The organism is Halomonas sp. R57-5 (assembly GCF_900070345.1).
GTDB lineage: Bacteria > Pseudomonadota > Gammaproteobacteria > Pseudomonadales > Halomonadaceae > Vreelandella > Vreelandella ventosae_B.
The window spans coordinates 1480140-1499566 of the sequence record NZ_LN813019.1; the positions used below are offsets into that span (position 1 = coordinate 1480140).

Genomic DNA, 19427 nt, shown 5'->3' on the forward strand with positions numbered 1-19427 from the left:
GCTTAGCGTGCGAGATTGAGACTAATATAGCCGTGAGTAAGAAGCAAATGTGAAAAATGGCTGACAAACAGTTAGTTAACATGGGTTATGTGATCGATGAATAAACACCTCAAGCTGGTGGTGTTGGCCATCCAGTGGGACACGTACCTCTCCCTGCTGGAGTGTGAGGTGACGGCCATCAAGTTGTGCGTTAAGCGCCTCATCGGTGGTGGTAACCTTAACCGCGTAGTGGGTATCGGCAACGTTCAGCGTTGCGCTAAAACCTGGCCAGTCATGGGGAAGGCAGGGGGCAATCACCAGCCAGCCACCTTCCCGACGGATACCCAGAATGCCCTCAATACCGGCGCGGTACATCCAACCCGCTGAGCCCGTGTACCAAGTCCAGCCGCCACGCCCCGTGTGAGGCGCAACAGAATAGACATCCGCGGCGACCACATAGGGTTCGACGTGATAACGAGCGGCTTCTTCGGCGGTGCGGGCATGATTGATCGGGTTGAGTAGCGCAAAAAGCGCATGCGCTTTGCTGCCCTCGCCGAGCTTGGCAAAGGCGAGAATTGCCCACATCGCGGCGTGGCTATATTGCCCACCGTTTTCGCGCATGCCGGGTGGGTAGCCGCCGATATAGCCAGGGTCGCGCTGGGGCTGATCGAAGGGGGGCCAAAACAGCAGTGCAAGTTGCTCATCGTGCCTGATCAGCTCGCGTTCCAGTGACGCCATGGCGAGGGCTGCGCGGTTGGGGGCTGCTGCCCCCGAGAGTACCGCCCAAGTCTGGGCAATCGAATCAATTTGGCAGGCGTCGCTCTCTTTGCTACCCAGCCAAGTGCCGTCATCGAAGGTCGCCCGTCGGTACCACTGGCCGTCCCAGGCGTTGCTTTCCAGCGCACCGCGCAACGCAGTGATATGGGCACGCCAACGCTTAGCGCGTGGTGTATCTGGTGTGGCTGAAGGCGCTTGTTTTTCGTACTGCTGGGCATAGGGTAGAAACAGTTCCAGGGTATGCACCAGCAGCCAGCCAAGCCACACGCTTTCGCCTTCGCCCGCTTCGCCAACGCGGTTCATGCCATCGTTCCAATCGCCGCCACCGATCAGCGGCAAACCGTGCTCGCCGGAAAGCGATATGCACTGATCTAAGCCACGGGCGCAGTGCTCAAACAGCGAGGCGGTTTCCGCTGCAATCATCGGCTGGAAAAAACTGTCGTGCTCGCCAGGGGCTAATTCAGCGCCTTCCAGAAAGCTTACCGGCTCCTCCAGCACGGCGGCGTCGTGGGAGGTGGCGATATAGCGAGCGCAGGCATAGGCCAGCCACACCCGGTCATCGGAAATGCGCGTACGCACCCCTTGTCCGGAGTGGGGCAGCCACCAGTGCTGAACATCGCCTTCAACAAACTGGCGGGAAGCGGCACGCAGTAAATGCTCGCGAGTGGTTTCGGGGCTAGTGAACGTTAACGCCATACCGTCCTGCAACTGGTCGCGGAAACCATAGGCGCCGCTGGCTTGGTAAAACCCTGAGCGCGCGGTGATTCGGCAGGCAATGGTTTGATACATCAGCCAGCCGTTAAGCATGATGTCCATGGCACGGTCAGGGGTCGTTACTTGTACCGCGTTAAGCTGCGTTTGCCAGTACGCTGTGACTATGGCGAGTTCGGCGTCAATATCCGCCTCGCGATAACGCGCAATCAGCGTTGTGGCCTCAGCAGTGGAGCTGCCTTGACCCATTAATACAACGATATCGACGCTTTCACCGGCCGCTAGCGTCACGCTGCGGTTAAGCGCGGCGCAAGGGTCCAGCCCCGCACCTTGGGTGCCGGAGAGCGGAGCGTGGCTGCGCAATCCTGCGGGCGCTGCCAAGCTGCCTCCCGGGCCGATAAATTCGCAGCGATCAGCCGTCCAGGAAGTGGGCTGAGTGCCGATATCCAGAAACGCTACCCGGCCTGGGAAATTTATATTCCAGGGGTTCTCAACCAGCAACGCGCCGCTATCGGCATCTGGGTGCGATATAAGAAAAGGGGCCGAGCCACTGCGCGAGGTACCCAGTACCCATTCGGCATAAGCCGTCACGGAGAGCATACGTGGACGCCCGGAGTGATTGCTAAGACGTAGCCGCGACACCCTAAGTGGGGCTTCTAGCGGTACGAAGTGCAGCAGCTCCAGGGCAATCCCATCCGCTTGATGCTCGAACTGGCTATAACCGAAGCCGTGCCGCGCTATGTAGCGGCCATGATCGCGTACAGGGCGGGCAGTGGCGGTGKAAAGGGCCATCGACTCTTCATCACGGACATAGATCACATCGCCACTCGGATCCACAACAGGATCGTTCGACCACGTTGTTAGCTGGTTTTCGCGGCTGTTATCCGCCCATACATAGCCGGCGCCTTCTGCTGATACTTGAAAGCCGAAGCCCGCGTTAGCGATCACGTTTATCCACGGCGCGGGTGTGGAGCTTCCCGCCTCAAGTACCGTTACATACTCGCGGCCATCCAAGGCAAAACCGCCCAACCCATTAAAAAACTCAAGCGCTGGGAGCGGTGTTTCACTGACATTGAGTGGGATGTGCTTGGGTAGGGGGCGTTTGATAAACGATTGGAGCTGGGTTGGCGCGCGGAGTGCGGGCAGCGTCAGGGCTAGCTGGTTCGCTATGCTGCCACGATGGGCCATTAACGCGACGCATGCTATCGACTGAAGCTGTGTGCGCACTTCCAAACTCATCAGGTCGGCACGTAGTGCAATTACAGAGCCCTGAGCGAAATCCTTTTTAAAACGAGGCTGGGTTTGGCTGCTAAGCACGGCGGTTTCAATGGCTTGCTGTAGATCCTGAATATAGGAGGAGGAGCGTTCATTGATAATCACCACATCCACGCCTAGCCGCTTCATGCGCCAATATTCGTGGGCGCGCAGTAGTTGGCGTACCTGGCCAATGTCATCAACGCTATCGATGCGCATTAGAATAATTGGCAGGTCGCCGGAAATACTGTGCTGCCAGAGCCGTGACTGCGGCCCGGCGCCACGCTCAATGGCCTCGGAAGGTGCTCTAAATCGGGCATCAGGATAAAGAATCGGCGCAGCCAAACGCTGAAAGTCGGCCGCTTCTTCAGGCTGAATGCCTAAATGGCGAAGCTGAACCTGTGCCTGAGTCCAGGCGAGGGKTTTGGCGCGCTCAAAAGCACTGCGGTCGTGATGTTTGTCGATCAGATCCATCAGCGCTTCGCGGGAGGAGGCGACCACCGTCCAGTAAGCGATGCGGGTGGCTTTGCCAGGCGCCACGCGCAGGCAGTAGCGCAGCGCAAAAATAGGATCCAGTACGCTACCGACACTGCTCGAAAGGCGCTGCCCCTCTGCCAGCGCTGAGGCGTGCAACATGCTTCGGCCGCGGCCTAAAAACTGGGCACGATCAGTCTCGAACTCCAGCTCGCCCACAATGTCGCCCTCTACCACCGCAAAGTGAGCCGCCCACACCTGCTCATCATCGGGGGAGCGCCGACGCCTTGTTGCGATCAGGGCATTGAATGCTTCCAGATACTCGGTCACCACAAACATCTTGGCAAAGGCGGGGTGCGCATTGTCGGCACTGGGGCTGGTCAAGACTAACTCAGAATAGGAGGTAAGCGTGATGTCACGGGGGTGACGGCTGTTGTTAGTTAGCGAAAGGTGGCGCACTTCGCTGTCGTCCTCGCCGGAAACCAGCACCTCCATGTGACTGGTGATATCGTCGTGACGATGGGTATAGCGAGCATAATCCTCGGCAAATATCGCATAGCTATGGTCATCATTATCGTCGGCTGGGTGTGCCGCCGTTTGTCCTGTGGCGGTCCACACGCCGGGGTGTTTGCTGTCGCGTAGAAAAATAAAGCTGCCTAAGTGGTCGCGGGTGGTGTCCGGCTGCCAGCGGCTAATGGCGATGTTACGCCACCTGCTGTAGCCCCCGCCGGTGGCCGTTAGCATCACCGAGTAGCAGCCGTTGGAGAGTAAATGGGTAACGGGCGGGCCACCGGCGGCCATTGAGGCGCGGCGAATGGTTTGGGCCTCGTTAATACTCTGGCTGGCCGTTGACTTCACCTCTTCCGCGCGGGGGTGGGCGATCGCCACATTACGCGGTACCCGCTCTTGGAGCAGTAGCTCACTGGCTTGAATCATCGGCTCGCGGTGAAAACGGGCGCGCATTTGGCCGTGGTGCAGGGTGTTAGCGATGGCCACGATGGTCATGCCCTGATGGTGGGCCATAAAACTACGTACAATCACTACGCTTTCCCCAGCGGGCAGCCGCGAACGGGTAAAGTCGAGCGCTTCGTAGAAACCGTAGCGGCCTAGTGCGTCCATCTCCGTTAAGCGTTTGAAATTGCGACAGGCGCCGCTGGGGTCAACCATGGTGGCCAGACCGGTGGCGTACGGTGCAATCACCAGGTCAGCAGATAGCCCCCGTTTGAGCCCTAAGCCCGGCACCCCAAAATTAGAGTATTGATAGGTGAACTCCATATCCCGGGCGTTATAAGCGGATTCAGAAATACCCCAGGGCGCGGAGAGCTGGGCGGCGTAGGTCTCTTGACGTTTCACCACCAGCCGGTTGGTTTGCTCCAGCAGGCTGCCCCCCGGAGCGCGCATTACCAGCGACGGCATCAGGTATTCAAACATCGACCCCGACCAGGAAATCAGCGCCGAGCCAAAGGTAACCGGAGTGGCAGCACGCCCTAGCCTGAACCAGTGGCGGGTGGGTATGTCGCCTTTGGCAATTGCAAATAGGCTGGCCAGCCGTGCTTCGGAAGCCAGTAGGTCGTAGCAGCTGGTATCCAGGCAGTTGTCGTCGAGTGAATAACCTATCGACAACAATTGGCGCTCGTGATTGAACAGGAAATCGAAATCCATGCCCAGTGCCAGGCGTCGCGTTGAATCGGCAAGCTGTTGCAGGCGCAGGGCGATTGCCCCCCTGTCCAAGCTTGGCTGGGTATTCCGGTCATGGCTGTGTTGAGCGACGGAGGACTGTAAAACTTCCAACCAAAACAGCAGGTCTTCGCTATAGGAGTCGCTATACGCGTTGAGGGGCTTTCGCACCAAATTTAAAGCGCTATCCATCAAAGCGGCGATATTTGCCAAGCATACCATCGACATCACTTCGCCCTTTAGCTGGGCGTCAATGGCGTCAAACTGCACGCTCAGTTGAACCGCTAATTTTTCCGGCAGGGTTGAAACCTGCTTGAGTGCCTGCCGAGCAAGGTTGAGCGTGTCAGCAATACCCGCGCGTGGGTCAGTTAGATAGCCTGCCGTTTGCCATATTTCGCAGGCATTGGCGATAGCGATCAGGTGCCCTGCCAAGTTGCCGCTATCCACTGTAGATACATAGCGGGGATTAAGCGGGCGCAGGTCGTGGGTGGCATACCAGTTGTAAAAGTGCCCCCGATAGCGGGGTAGTCCCAGCATCACACCCAGCGTTGCTTCCAGTCGTTCAAGCGTTTCATGGGTGCCAATCCAGCCGAAATCCCGTGCGGCCAGGGTGGAGAGTAGATAGAGCCCCATATTGGTAGGCGAGGTGCGCTGGGCGAGGACGGGCTGGGGATCTTCTTGAAAGTTATCCGGCGGTAAGCGGTTATCTGTGGTGGTCACAAAGGTTTCGAAATAGCGCCAGGTTCTCCGTGCAATTGCCCGTAGCTCAAGGGCTTCTTCTGTTGAAATGGTGGGTTGAACAACAACACTTGTGCTGCTGCTCAACCAAGATGCCACTGCCGGAGCAGCCAACCAAAGCAGCACCATGGGCAGTGCGATTGGCCATGTGTGGCTGGCTGTCCAGAGCGCACTGATAGCCACCGCTAGCCCGAGTACGGTGCCAGGTGCCATGCGCTGGTAGAAGCCCAATACCGTCAGCGGTGGGCTTTTCATCGATTGGGCGGCAGACGTCCACTCAAGTAGACGCCGGTGGGTGATCAGCACACGAACTAAGGTTCTGGCGATGGCGTCCAGCATGCGCCATGCCTGGTCGGGCAAAAAAATGATCAGTAGCAGAATTTGTGCGCTACCCAGCTTTAGCTCGTCAAACCAAAGGTGGTAGTGGTGGCGTAGTCTAGACCACGCCCGGAAGGGAACGAATGAGGCCGTTAGGGAAAGCAACACCGGTGCCCCGACAACGGCCAGTAGTAGCAGTGTACTGGTGATCGCCATGCTCAGCGGCAACTGCCAGCTAACCGCAAGGCTTGCCAGCACTAATAGTGGCGTTACCGAGCGGCGCAGGTTGCCGAGCATTTTCATCCGCCCGGTGAGCGGCAGCGTCGGGGCGATTAGCCAAGGGAGCAGTTGCCAGTCGCCGCGTGTCCAGCGGTGCTGACGCTTGGCGGCTACATCATAGCGGGCCGGGAAGTCTTCAATCACTTCGATATCGGAGGCGAGTCCCGCACGGGCAAATACACCCTCGAACAAGTCGTGGCTGAGCAGGCTATTGTCGGGCACTCGGCCAGCCAGCGAGGCTTCAAAGGCATCAATCGCGTAAATACCTTTACCGGCGAACGAGCCTTCACCGACCAAATCCTGATAGAGATCTGAAATAGCGGCGGCGTAAGGGTCGATGCCCCCAGGCGCGGAGAATAGCCGCTGGTAGATGGAGCCTTCGCCTCCTGTGGGCAGCGACGGCGTCACCCGAGGCTGCAGTATTGCATACCCCTCCACGACCCGACGTAGCTGCTGATCCATTCGTGGCTGGTTTAACGGATGCGCCATTTTACCGATCAAACGGCTTGCCGCGCCTCGCGGTAGACGGGTATCGGCATCCAGGGTGATCACGTAGCGTAAGTCGCTGGGCAGCGGTGGCGGGTCTATAAAGGTGGTGTCCGTGGCGCCACGTAGCAAGCGATTTAGCTCGTGCAGCTTGCCTCGCTTACGCTCCCACCCCATCCAGGTATTTTCGCTGGCGTTAAATACCCTTCGCCGATGGAGCAAAAAGAAGCGTTTATCGCTATCGAGGGCGAGAGGACAGTACCGCTTATTTAAATGCTCTACCGCTTCTTGAGCAGCCGTTAACAGCGCGGCCTCATGGGGTAGTTCCGCTTGGGGGGCATCCACGCCGTCAAGCAGTAGCGCGTAGCCAAGCGCCCCCTCACCGCTGGATAAGTGGTGCACTTCAAGGCGCTCAATCTGTTCGCGCAGCTCTTCTTCGCTGGTCAGCAGCGAAGGCACCGCCACCAGGGTTCTTAACTGAGGCGGAACCCCTTTGGCAAGGTCGAGACCTGGCAGCGGCTGAGCGTCGATAGAGTAGATAATCAAGCGGTTCACGATCAGCGTTGCGACTTCCATAATGGGCAGGAAGCCGAACGCTCCTAGCAGCATGAGCCAAGGTAATGACACGTTGCCTATCGCCAGCGGCAACGAAAGCAGTAGCCCACCGGCCAGTGTCATCAGGGTCAGTGTGATCACCGCCATCAATACGATATAGCTACGAATACCGTGGTGAATGAGCGTGCGGCGCAACCACTGACGGGAGGAGGGGGTGAACTGAACTTGGCGCTCAAGGGTTAAACGACCTGAGCCAACCAAGAAATAGCCGGGGTCTCCCCGCCGTGCAGCTTCGGCCGGGTCGCTGGTGCCAGCCGCTGCCTGGTGGGAGAGGGAGAGCGCCGCATCGACTACCTCGAGCTCACTGTAACGAGATCCTCGGGCGATCTGCTCTATGGCGCTGCGATACTGGTTGCGGGTGGGGAAGTCAAGTTGATCGAAGTGACTCTGCTGGCGTAGCCGTGTATCCACCAAACTGACACTTTCAAACAGCTCGGCCCAGTCGATGCTGGAAACAAAGCGCATGCTCGTGATGATATTACGCACGGTAACGTTGGCGGCGCCTTGGCGCTGCTGAGCGTGTTGAACCATCTCGTCGATGGTTTCACCCTTACGGCTAAGCTGCTCATCAAGCCAATCAACCAGCGGGCTGCTGCGCGGGTCTAAGCCGCGCAGCCGCTTAGCGAGCTGTGCGGTGAAGGGCTCTGCTAACGGCCCTTTATGAATATTAAGGGTGGTGGTTTCCAGGTGAAAGGTATGACGTTCCTGGGAGGTTTGCCGATCGGTGGGCGTTAACCATTTAGCCGCTAATGCATCGGCTTCGTCCCTTGCGGTTTGTTCGCTGATAATTTGGTCGGCAAGTCGGCGCAGGTTCTCGATCAGCACAATGCGAAGCGTGATTGCCACTGCCCATAGTTCGCCAATGGTCAGTGGCTGAACGCGTTGATACGCGGTGATAAAATTCTGCAAATTATCCTGGTCGATATGGCTGTCGGTGTGCGCCACAAAGGCCCAGGCGATACCGAATACCCGCGGGTAGCCTGCAAAAGGCCCGTTGGCTAACTTCGGTAGCTGGCGGTAATAACCTGGGGGAAGGTCGCTGCGTATTTCACGAATTTGCGCTTCAATTAGATGGTAATTATCGAGCAACCAGGCGGCAGCGGGCACAATTTCTCGCCCACCTGCCAGCGCTGTGGCGCTGGCGCGGTAAACGTCCAGCAGGGCGCGCGCGTTATCGTTGAGACGTCGTGTTAACGATACTACGTTGGGTGGCGTGCTGGTCACTGCTTGTTTAAGCGCCAAACTGCCTGCGTGCTGTTCAAGCCGTTCTGCGCTGAAAAGCTCTTCCCTGACCGGGGCAGTAGAGTTCCACGGCGCTGCAAACGTAGGGTGCGGGCGCACAAAACGGAGAAGTTGTTTCACAGATTCCATCCTGGTGGCAGTGCGATTTTTTAGCCGCACAAGTGGAGCTTCCTTACCAGAACAATGGTCGCGCGGAGGGGGTAAGTCTGTTCGATAGCACACATTGCGCTTATTAATTGACGTCGGTAGGCCCTGCCGGTCACTTTATTAAATACGCCAGGGTTACAAATCAGCTTTATATCTGCGCAGCGTCCAATAGCCGCCCCATAGCCTGGTCGCCGTTGTGATCAAACAAGCAGTCGCAAATAGCGTAGCTAACGTTGGAAAGTGGTCAGGAAATAGACAGAAAACCACCAGTGCCAGCACGGTCTCAGTCCCTTCGGTTAAGCCCTCTAAATAGTAGAAGGCCTTGTTAGGAAAGTTAGGCCGCTCTATTGCTTGCTGTTTGGCGGCAATCGCAAAGGCCAGAAACGAGGTGCCGGTGCCGATAAACGCAAACAGCAGTAGGCAGGCAGCGAGGGCATTTTGGGCGGGATTTGCAAGTGCGAAGCCAAGCACTACCGCCGCATAGAAAACAAAGTCGAGCCCGATATCCAGAAAGCCACCCGCATTGCTGGTGCTTTCACTCAAGCGTGCCAGGGCGCCATCTAAACCGTCGCCAAGGCGGTTAAGCACAATCGCCACCAGGGCGAGCCCATACTGCTCCCATGCCAACAGCGGCAGGGCGGCCATCCCTATCACAAAAGCGCAGAGTGTCACTTGGTCGGCGGCAATGTGCTTGTTATGCAACGTCTGCGCGATTCGTTTGAGGGGACGATGGGTCAGCGGCATTGTCCAGCGATCAAGCACTCGGTTCTCCTCATCGGGTATAGATAATTTTAAATGAATAGTCATGCCAACTTACGTAGTTCATACGCTTATGTCACCGTTAGCATTTACTAATGGTTACAACCAAAGGTTGTTAGACTTTGGTTGTAATTACGGGCAAATGACTGGACTAATTGCCTATTGCAGTTAATAAAGGGCGCCAAAGAAGGTTCCGCGTTACCCATCGGGTGGCTTATTTACCTGGATGCCGACCCTCGATGTGTTCTTTTCACTCTGACCGTAAGTGGCGCAAATTGTATGCATAAAACTGCCCTGATGACGGTATGGGATCAGCTATGGCACTCCCACTACCAAGCCAAAAACCTATTGATGTGCGCGCTGCCAACGGGTGGGGCCGCCAACGCCGCGGCTTCCAATGCCAAGCGCAACCCTTCCCCTCAACCTAAGCCGCCTGCCTACACGACTCCTCAGAAGGTTGGCTTAGTGCTTGGCCCGCTGCTGTTCGCGTTGGTTGCGCTGTTTTTTCACCCTGAAGACTTAAGCGTTGAAGGGCGCATGGTGCTGGCCACTACCTTGTGGGTAGCGGTGTGGTGGATCACCGAAGCCATTCCTATTCCCGCCACCTCTCTTTTGCCTATCGTGCTGTTGCCGATTACCGGCGCGCTGGAGGGCAGTACGGTGACGGCCGCTTATGGCAATCCGATTATTTTCCTGTTTTTGGGCGGTTTTATGATTGCCCTGGCAATGGAAAAGTGGGATTTGCACAAGCGTATCGCGCTGTCGATTATCGCCGTGCTAGGTACCAGCATTAACAGCATTGTATTCGGCTTTATGGCCGCGACCGGCTTTTTGTCGATGTGGGTCTCCAACACCGCGTCGGTCATGATGATGCTGCCTATTGGTACCGCTATCGTGTACCAGGTTAGCCAGGAACTGGCGAAAAGTGACGGCGATCACAGTGCCGAAATCGATAAATTCAGCAAAGCGCTGATTTTTGGTATCGGGTACGGCGGTACCATTGGTGGTTTAGGTACGCTGATTGGCACCCCGCCTAATATTATTCTTGCCGCGATAGTTAACGAGCTGTTTGGCATCGAGATTTCTTTCGCTGGCTGGCTGATGTTCGCTTTTCCTGTTGTGTTGGTGCTGCTGTTTAGCGCCTGGCTACTACTGACGCGGGTGTTTTTCCGCATTGAGTTTAGCCATTTGCCGGGTGGCCGAGAGCTTATCAATAAGGAAAAAGCGGCCCTGGGTAACACCAGTTTTGAAGAGAAAGCGGTGTTGGCCGTTTTCCTGTTTGCGGCCTTTATGTGGATCACCCGGTCGTTTTTGTGGCAGGGACAGATCATTAATATCCCCGGCATTAACGACACCATGATCGCCATCGTCGCGGCGCTCCTGCTGTTTTTGATTCCTTCCAAAAACAAAGGTGGCTGCCTGCTGGGTTGGGATATCGCCAAAGATGTACCTTGGGGTATTTTACTACTGTTCGGCGGCGGCTTAGCGATTGCCGCGGGCTTTGGCTCATCCGGTTTGGCGGAGTGGATCGGTGGGCAGATGAGTGTGCTGGAAGGCGTCAACTTCCTGCTGGTCATTCTGCTGGCGACCGGCATGGTGCTGTTCTTAACCGAAATCACCTCGAATACTGCCACAGCAACCATGATCCTACCGGTGCTGGCGTCACTGGCACTGGCGCTGGATATCCATCCTTTTGTACTGATGGTTCCAGCCGCGATGGCTGCTAACTGTGCCTTTATGCTGCCTGTGGGTACCCCGCCTAACGCGATTATCTTCGCTACAGGTAAAATCACAATTTTAGAGATGGTGCGTACCGGCTTCTGGATCAACATCATTGCAATGCTGCTGATTGTGGCAGCGGTATATTTCATGCTGCCACTTATGTGGGGGGTTGACCTCACCAGCTACCCTGACGCCTTCCGTCGTTAGTAAGATTTTATAGCATCGCCTAGCCCCGCCCGTGTGCGGGGCTTTTTTATGCTGAAATGGAGTTTTGTGAGTAGATAGCGTGTCGGGTTGTTATCATGCCGATACACTATTTTTGCTGAGCCTGTTATGCGTCTACTTCACACCGCCGACTGGCATCTGGGGCGGCTGTTCCACAACCTGTCGTTGCTGGATGACCAGCGCCATGTGCTCGACCAGCTTATCGAGATCATCGACCGCGAAAGCGTCGATGCGGTGCTGATTGCAGGGGATATCTACGACCGCTCGGTGCCGCCCTCGGCGGCGGTAACGCTGCTGGACGAAGTGCTCCACGCGCTCTGCGAAGAGCGCAAACTGCCGGTGATTATGATCTCAGGCAACCACGACGGTGCCGAGCGTCTACGCTTCGGCGCCCGCCACCTACGCCAAGCTGGGCTGCATATTCTTTCTGACCTCGCCGATTTCGCCACCCCCGTCACGCTGACGATTAAGGGCGTTGAAGTCGATGTATTCGGCATTCCCTACGCCGACCCCGAGCATGTGCGCAGCCAGTTTGATGTCGATGCCCGCGACTTTGACGGCGCCCACCGCTATTTAGTCGAGCGCATTAGCGAGCAGCGCCACCCCGCACGCCCCTGTGTGTTGATGAGCCACTGTTTTGTGGATGGCGGCAGTGCTTCTGACTCAGAGCGCCCGTTGACCTTGGGCGGTGCCGAAAGCGTTGCCTGGGAGCCTATGCAAGGCTTTGATTATGTAGCACTTGGCCATCTCCACGGCCCCCAGTATCGCGGCGGCGAGCATATTCGCTACAGCGGCTCGCTGCTCAAATACAGCTTTTCCGAAGCCAACCAGCGTAAAGGCGTAACGCTGGTGGATATCGACGCGTCTGGCGTCACCCAGATTGAACAGATTCCACTGATACCCAGTCGCGAAGTGCGCATATTAGAGGGCGAGATTGATGCATTGATCGCCCAGGGGCGAACAGACCCGAACGCTGATGACTATCTGCTGGTGCGGCTTACCGATCGCCACGCCATTCTCGACCCCATGGGCAAGCTGCGCGATGTGTATCCCAACGTCCTGCACCTGGAAAAGCCCGGCATGTTAGACGCCCGCGGCAGTCAGCAGCTTGATCGTGAGCGGCTGCGCTTTGATGCGCTGGATATGTTCAGCGACTTCTTTAATCAAACCAGTGGGGAAGCCATGAGCGAAGAGCAGGCAAGCGCCATGGCGGCGTTAATTACTCAACTGCAGCGCGATGAGGCCCAGCAATGACGCCGTTAACCCTCACCATGCAGGCGTTTGGCCCTTTTGCGGGTAGTGAGACCATCGATTTCACCGCGCTGGGTAGAAGCCCGCTGTTTCTGATTAACGGCCCCACTGGTGCTGGTAAAAGCTCGATTCTCGATGCGCTCTGTTTTGCCCTGTATGGCCAGACCACCGGCAATGAACGCGACCCTTCACAGATGCGCTGCGATCAGGCCGATGCCACGTTGCTCACCGAAGTCACGCTGGATTTTCGTTTGCGAGGGATCGGTTACAGGGTGCGTCGCGTGCCTCAGCAGGAGCGCCCCAAAGCGCGCGGTGAAGGCACCACCACCCATAACGCGGAAGCCCAGCTTTGGCGATTAAAAGCCGATGGAGAGGTAGAAACCTGCCTGGTGGCGCGCAAGGTGAACGATGCCACTACGGAGCTGCAAACCCTGATTGGCCTGGATGCCAACCAGTTTCGTCAGGTAATGGTATTGCCCCAGGGAAAGTTTCGCGAACTGCTGTTGGCAGGTTCCAAAGAGCGCGAAGTGATTTTTTCCCAGCTGTTTCAAACCCAAATTTTTCAGCGTATTGAAGAGCGCCTGCGTACCCAGGCCAGTCAAATCGAGCGGGCGGTGAATGACCATCGCCAGCATATTAGCGGCATTCTCGCCGGTGGTGAGCTGGAAAGCGAAGCCGCCCTAGCGCAGGAGCAAGAGTCGCTGGCGCCCCAAGTAGAAGAGGCACGGCAACGCTTTGACACCGCCCAGCAGCAGCGCCGTCAGGCCGAACAGCAGCGCGACGAAGCTCAGGCGCTGCAGCGCCAATTTGCGGCCCGGGAGTCGCTAGCCGCGGATAAAGCTCGCCATCTTGAGCAGCAGGCCCACATAGAAAGCATTAAAGAGCGTTTAGCGCAAAGCGCCCACGCTCAGGCGCTGCGCCCGCAGAACACTGCGCTCGCCCAAGCGCAGCATTTGTTCACCACCGCTCAAACTGAGCAGCGCCAGGCACAAGCTGTGTTAACCACCCAGCGCGCCCACGCCGAACAGGCGCAGCAGGGGTTAGAAACCGCACGGCAACGCCAGGCAGAACTTCCCGCGCTGCGCGAGCGGCATCGCCAGTTGGGCGAGTTTATCCACAAGGGGCAGCAGCTAAGCGAGTTGCAGGCGCGTTTTCAAACGGCGCAGGCCGCCTGGCAACAAGCCGATGGGGCGCTCAAACGTGATGAAAAGCAGCTAGACAGCATTCGCCAGCAGGGGGAAGCCATAGGCATCAATCTGGAGCGTTTACAGACAGAGTTTCAGCAACTGGCCAGCGCCCCCGCGGAGCTAAGCCGCCATGAGCGCCTACTCAACCAGCGCCAAGAGCTGGATGAACTCACCCGGCAGGGGCGGGCGTTAACCACTCAACAGCAGCAGGCAACGGAAGCGCTCAGCCGCCAGCAAAGCGAAGTGGCGCAAGCGCAGCGTCATGCCACTGAGCAGGAGATGCGCTGGCACCAGGGGCAGGCCGCACTATTAGCGCTTAGCCTTGAAGTGGGCGCCGCTTGCCCGGTGTGTGGCAGCCTGGAGCATCCAGCCCCGGCGGTTCAAAACGCCGATGTCGTTACCCAGGCGCAGGTAGAAACGGCGCGCTTAGCGCTGGAAAACCACCGTCAGGCGCTGCAAACCGCTGAACGCCACACTCAACACCTCGCCCAACAGAGTAGCTACAACGCGGAGCAGGTTCAGCGGCTTAACCAACAACTGGGTGAGTGGGCCAGCCAAGCGCTGATGGCGCTGCAAAATGCCTGCGAAGGATTGAGTCGCCAAGCGAAGCGGCGGGAAAGCGTTGAGAAAGAAATTAGCCAGCAAACCGCCGCCCGTGATGCGCTGCGCCGGGAGTGGGGCGCGTTGGACAAGCAGCTCAAAGCCCAGCGGCCCGCGGTCGAGAAGGCCAAAGAAGACGCGCTGCGCCTGGAGAGCCTGCGTGATCAATTGAGTCAATCGCTGCCGGAAGATGCCCGCGACCCTGAGGCCATGCGCCGAACCCTTGCTGAGCTTGAACAGCAAATCGCCCAGCTTGAAAAAGCCTGGGAGAGCGCTCAGCAGGCGCTATCGATCGCTCAAACCCAGTTGGCACGGGCGGAAGAGCAGTTACGTGGTGCTAGCCAACGAGTCGAGCGTCACCAACAGGAGCATGAACAGGCGCAAACCGAGTGGCAAACGGCGCTTCAGGCCAGCCCCTTCGACGATGACGCAGCGTTTCAGGCGGCGCAGTTGAATGACCCTCAGCGGGGGGAGCTGACTCGCCAGGTAGAAACGTATCAACATCGCCTGGCTGAGCTGGAGGGCGCGCTACAGAATTACCAAACCCAGCTTGCGGAAAAAACGCCGCCAGACCTTGAGGCCTTGACTCGCCTGACCGAGGCCGCCCAAGCCGAGGAGAACACCCAGTTAGAGGCGTGGCGAACGCTTGACGGAAGGTTAACCACGCTCACAGGCATTCACCAAAAGCTTGCCGCGGCACACGCCGCCCAGGCTGAACTGGAAGCCCAGTACCAGCTGTGGGGTACGCTCAGCGAGGTGGCCAATGGCCGCACCGGGCATCGCATCAGTTTGCAGCGCTTTGTGTTGGGCGTACTGCTGGATGATGTTCTGATTCAAGCCTCCGAACGGTTGGTGCGCATGAGCCGCGGGCGCTATCAGCTAGTGCGCCGGGAAGATCCCTCCAAGGGCAACAGAGCGTCAGGTTTGGAGCTTGATGTAGCCGATACCTACACCGGCAAAAACCGCTCGGTGGCGACGCTTTCCGGCGGCGAGTCTTTCATGGCCGCMCTCTCGCTGGCGCTGGGGCTTTCCGACGTGGTGCAGGCGTACGCTGGCGGCATTCAACTGGATACGCTATTTATCGATGAGGGCTTTGGTAGCCTGGATCAAGATGCCTTGGATCAAGCCATCGCCATGCTCAGCGAGCTGCAAATGGGCGGTCGTATGATCGGGGTGATCTCCCATGTCAGCGAACTCAAGGAGCAAATGCCAGTCCGTATAGAGGKGCATGCCAGCCGACACGGGAGCTCGGTGGAAGTGAAGGGCGCACTTCTTTGATGTCTGAAGTGGCATTAATTCATGCTGCGTTCATACGGCATGTTTTATAACGTGAGTAGGTCGTCAAGCGCGCACTCAATATACTGTCTTCTTAGGAGTACAAGGATGAACGCAAGCAAGATTTTACAGCAGCTTATGCAGCAGGCCGGCGGTAGCCAGAAGGGCAGCAGCAGCGGGGTCGATGTTAAAGGCATGCTGAGCGGACTTTCAAAGCAGTTGGGCGGTGGCAGCAGTCAAGGCGGTGGTTCCTCCAGCGGTTTTGATATGAAAAGCCTGCTCGGCGGTGGTGCCATGGGAATGTTAATCGGCTCCAAGCGCGGTCGCAGCATCGGAGGCAAAGCGCTCAAGTACGGTGCCATTGCAGGTGTCGGTGCGCTGGCATGGAAGGCGTGGCAGAGTTCCCAAGCGGCTAAAAACGGCGGCGCGCAACCGTCGGCTAGTCAAGCCAGCGCAAGCGAAGGCGAGCGGATAGAAGCGCTTAGTGGCGAGTACCAAGAGCGTCGCAGCCTGGAACTGCTGCAGGCGATGATTATGGCCGCCCGGGCCGATGGCCATATTGATGAGCAGGAGCAGGCGCTGATTACTGAACAGATTGACGCCCTAGGTGCTGATCAAGAGATGCATAACTGGGTGGAGCAACAGCTACAAGCGCCGCTCGATGCCCAGGCGCTGGCCCGGGAAGCTGACTCTCCCCAGGCGGCGCGGGAAATGTACCTGATCAGCGTGGCCGTGACTGACGCTCAAAATCCTATGGAGCGCGCTTGGCTTGACCAGTTGGGCAGTGCCCTCAACTTACCCAAAGAGATGACCGCTGAACTTGAGCGCCAAGCGCAGCAGGCGGGTTAATGCTCGATACGGTTAATTTTTGGCTGGCTACCGGCTTTGGGCTGGGGCTAGCGCCGGTGGCGCCCGGTACTTTTGGCTCGCTGCTGGGCATTCCCTTGGCGTGGTGGCTGTTGAGCCGCCCGCTGGTGCAGCAGGGCACCATCATGGCAGCTCTGCTACTACTTGCGGTGCCGGTTTGCCACGTTGCCGCCTGGCACTATGTTGGACTGGGGCATGAAGAATTAGATCATGGCAGTATCGTTGCCGACGAATATGTGGCGTTCCCGCTGGCGGTAATCGGGTTGCAGGCCGCCCGCCACCCGCTGGTTATGGCGCTGGCATTCGGTGTTTACCGCTTTTTCGATGCACTGAAGCCGCCGCCGATTCATCTGGCAGAGTATGTTAACGGTGGKTTTGGCATCGTGTTAGATGATGTGATTGCGGCGCTGGTGACCTGGGTGGTAATGGCGATTGGGCTAAAGCTTTGGCAGCGTCGAGCATCAGGGCAACAGTTAAACTCGTAAGAGTGCGCGCAACGAAACAAGCGCCGCTAGCCTGATGAAAAGCTAGCGGCGCTCTTGGTTATCGCTCACGATTTTGAGCGTTTACGGAATTACTCTTGCACGACAATCACCGACTTGGCATTGACGAACTCAAGCATGCCGAAACCGCCATGCTCACGGCCGTAGCCGGAGTTTTTGACGCCGCCAAACGGCATCTCTGGGGTAGCAACACCAAAGCCGTTAATAAACACCATACCCGTATCAAAGTACTTACTGGCAAGTTCGGTGGCGCGCTTCACATCTTTAGAGATAATGCCGCCGCCCAGGCCATAACGGCTGTCGTTGGCAATGCGCATGGCGTCTTCGTCATCTTTGGCACGAATCAACGCTGCTACAGGGCCAAATAGCTCATCGTCGTATGCTGGCTGACCGGGGGTCACGTTATCCAGCACAGTGACCGGATAGAAAGCACCTTTACCTGAAGGCTTTTCACCGCCGCAGAGAATTTTCGCACCTTTACGAACACTTTCTTCCACTTGTTCGTGAAGCCCATCGCGCAGATCAACGCGAGCCATGGGACCAAGGTCGCTGCCTTCTTGAGTTGGGTCGCCTGCTTTCAGCGCCTGCATACGTTCTACGTAGCGCTGTTTAAACGTTTCGTAGTTCTTTTCAGTCACTACAAAACGCTTGGCGGCAACGCAGGTTTGCCCACCGTTGTAGACGCGCCCCTGCACGCAGGTGTCGATGGCCACATCCATGTCGGCGTCATCGAGTACCAGGTAAGCGTCGTTGGAGCCCAGCTCAAGCACGGTCTTTTTAAGGTGCTCCGCGGCCTTGCCGGCCACTTTGCGGCCCGCACCATCACTACCCGTGAGCGTTACGCCCCGCACTGCAGAGTGAGCAATCACTTCGTCAGATATGTCGTGAGAGATCACCAGCGTACGGAAAACGTTTTCGGGAAGCCCTGCTTTACGGTAGATTTTTTCAAGAAGCAGGCCGCTGCCGGTCACGTTTTCAGCGTGTTTTAGCAGTACGCCGTTACCCGCCATAATATTGGCGATGGAGTAACGTACCACCTGATACGCGGGGAAGTTCCAGGGCTGAATGCCGTAGATCACACCCATTGGTGAGTAGGTCACGAAACCACGCTCGCCGTTGCCAGGCTGGCGCTCTTCGTCAGCCAGCTTCTTGGGGCCGTGTTCAGCGGTGTAATCACAGATGCCGGTACACAGATCCACTTCCTGGCGGGCCTGAGAAGGCAGTTTGCCCATTTCCTTGACCATCAGGTCGGCAAGCTCTTCTTTGTGCTCTTGCATCGCTTGGCCAATCGCTTTGACTGTTTTAGCGCGGCTTTCCAGAGGTTCTAAGCGCCAATCGAGAAAGGCCTCGTAGCAGGCGTCCACGACCTGCTTGGCTTCTGCGCTGCTCATCAACGCATAGGTTTCGAGGGCTTCACCATTGGTGGGATTGATCGTCGTAATGCTGTTGCTCATAAGATCTCCTATCTATAGATCAACGTTTGGGTCAAAGCGTCCAGCTCCTGGGCGCTTAGTCGACCGGTCTACTTTTAATGTGCAGTCACTCTAGTACAAAATGAGCGTGTTTGCATAATAGCTGTGTTTATTTTCAGGCAACGTGCTAAGCAATCAGTTCCATGATGAAAGCGAATAAGATGCTTTGCTACTCAAACGTAGGCCCGCCGGCTTCTTCGCCCCATACTTCTTCCAGGCGACCGTCGCGACCACAGCTGTAGCGGTAGAACTTATAACGCACGGGGTTCTTTTGATAATAGTCCTGGTGGTACTCCTCGGCAGGCCAGAAGGTGGTGGCCGGTACTATTTGGGTGGCAACGTCTCGGKCAAAGCGTGCCTCCATTTCCGCTTTGGACGCTTCGGCAAGTTCACGCTGCTCGTCATTGTGATAAAAGATCGCCGAACGGTACTGATCGCCCACGTCGCAGAACTGACGGTCGACCGCAAAGGGGTCGATGTTGCGCCAGAAGATTTCTAAGAGCTGCTCGTAGCTGATCTGCTCGGAGTCGTATTCGATTTGCACGACTTCAGCATGGCCAGTACCACCCTTGGAGATATCTTCGTAGCTGGGGTTCTCTAGCTCGCCGCCGATATAGCCGGAAATGGTGGCACTGACGCCGGGTTGGGTGTCGTAAGGAGGTTCCATGCACCAGAAGCAGCCCCCGGCAAACGTCGCTTCTGCATTGGCCTGCTCTTGAGACGACTGGGCTTGGAGTGACGCACTGGCGAGGCCTGCAACTGCCATGATACTGAGCGTTAAGGGGCGCAAAAGCGGAAGTCGGGTCATTGTAGGCACTCCAGTGGTGGTAGCGAGTCATTGCGTGCTGTTGAGCCGATTAGTGGCATCA

General features: G+C 57.3%; 9 protein-coding genes. 5 read left to right on the top strand and 4 right to left on the bottom strand.

Annotated elements, in window-relative coordinates; all coding sequences use genetic code 11:
- Positions 1 to 75: 75 nt before the first annotated feature.
- Both HALO_RS06720 and HALO_RS06725 read right to left on the bottom strand, forming a co-directional pair.
- Positions 76 to 8679, bottom strand: coding sequence for a GH36-type glycosyl hydrolase domain-containing protein (locus tag HALO_RS06720; protein ID WP_050714131.1), 8604 nt, complete (start codon positions 8677 to 8679; stop codon positions 76 to 78).
- A 153-nt stretch (positions 8680 to 8832) separates the two neighbouring features.
- Complete coding sequence (locus HALO_RS06725; protein WP_035584910.1) at positions 8833 to 9459, bottom strand: CDP-alcohol phosphatidyltransferase family protein; 627 nt, start codon at positions 9457 to 9459, stop codon at positions 8833 to 8835.
- Positions 9460 to 9753: 294 nt separating this feature from the next.
- Between HALO_RS06725 and HALO_RS06730 the strand changes: the two genes are divergently transcribed.
- The 5 genes from HALO_RS06730 to HALO_RS06750 all read left to right on the top strand — a co-directional run bounded on the left by HALO_RS06730 (position 9754) and on the right by HALO_RS06750 (position 17068).
- Positions 9754 to 11385, top strand: a complete 1632-nt coding sequence (locus tag HALO_RS06730; RefSeq protein WP_035585709.1) for a DASS family sodium-coupled anion symporter — start codon at positions 9754 to 9756, stop codon at positions 11383 to 11385.
- 126 nt (positions 11386 to 11511) lie between these two features.
- Positions 11512 to 12657, top strand: coding sequence for an exonuclease SbcCD subunit D (locus tag HALO_RS06735; protein WP_035584907.1), 1146 nt, complete (start codon positions 11512 to 11514; stop codon positions 12655 to 12657).
- The gene (locus HALO_RS06740) at positions 12654 to 15719 is read left to right on the top strand and encodes an AAA family ATPase (RefSeq protein WP_050713217.1); all 3066 of its coding nucleotides are present in this window, start codon (positions 12654 to 12656) and stop codon (positions 15717 to 15719) included. The genes HALO_RS06735 and HALO_RS06740 overlap by 4 nt, the downstream gene beginning before the upstream one ends.
- A gap of 105 nt (positions 15720 to 15824) precedes the next feature.
- Positions 15825 to 16565, top strand: coding sequence for a tellurite resistance TerB family protein (locus tag HALO_RS06745; protein WP_035584902.1), 741 nt, complete (start codon positions 15825 to 15827; stop codon positions 16563 to 16565).
- Positions 16565 to 17068: a phosphatidylglycerophosphatase A family protein gene (locus tag HALO_RS06750; RefSeq protein WP_035584899.1), complete on the top strand. Its 504-nt coding sequence runs from the start codon at positions 16565 to 16567 to the stop codon at positions 17066 to 17068. Before HALO_RS06745 ends, HALO_RS06750 begins: the two co-directional genes overlap by 1 nt.
- Before the next feature lie 89 nt (positions 17069 to 17157).
- Here the strand turns inward: HALO_RS06750 and HALO_RS06755 are convergent, their stop codons facing one another.
- Complete coding sequence (locus tag HALO_RS06755; protein WP_035584895.1) at positions 17158 to 18540, bottom strand: NAD-dependent succinate-semialdehyde dehydrogenase; 1383 nt, start codon at positions 18538 to 18540, stop codon at positions 17158 to 17160.
- Between the two features lie 187 nt (positions 18541 to 18727).
- Positions 18728 to 19366: a peptide-methionine (S)-S-oxide reductase MsrA gene (gene msrA, locus HALO_RS06760; protein ID WP_050713218.1), complete on the bottom strand. Its 639-nt coding sequence runs from the start codon at positions 19364 to 19366 to the stop codon at positions 18728 to 18730.
- Positions 19367 to 19427 lie beyond the last annotated feature (61 nt).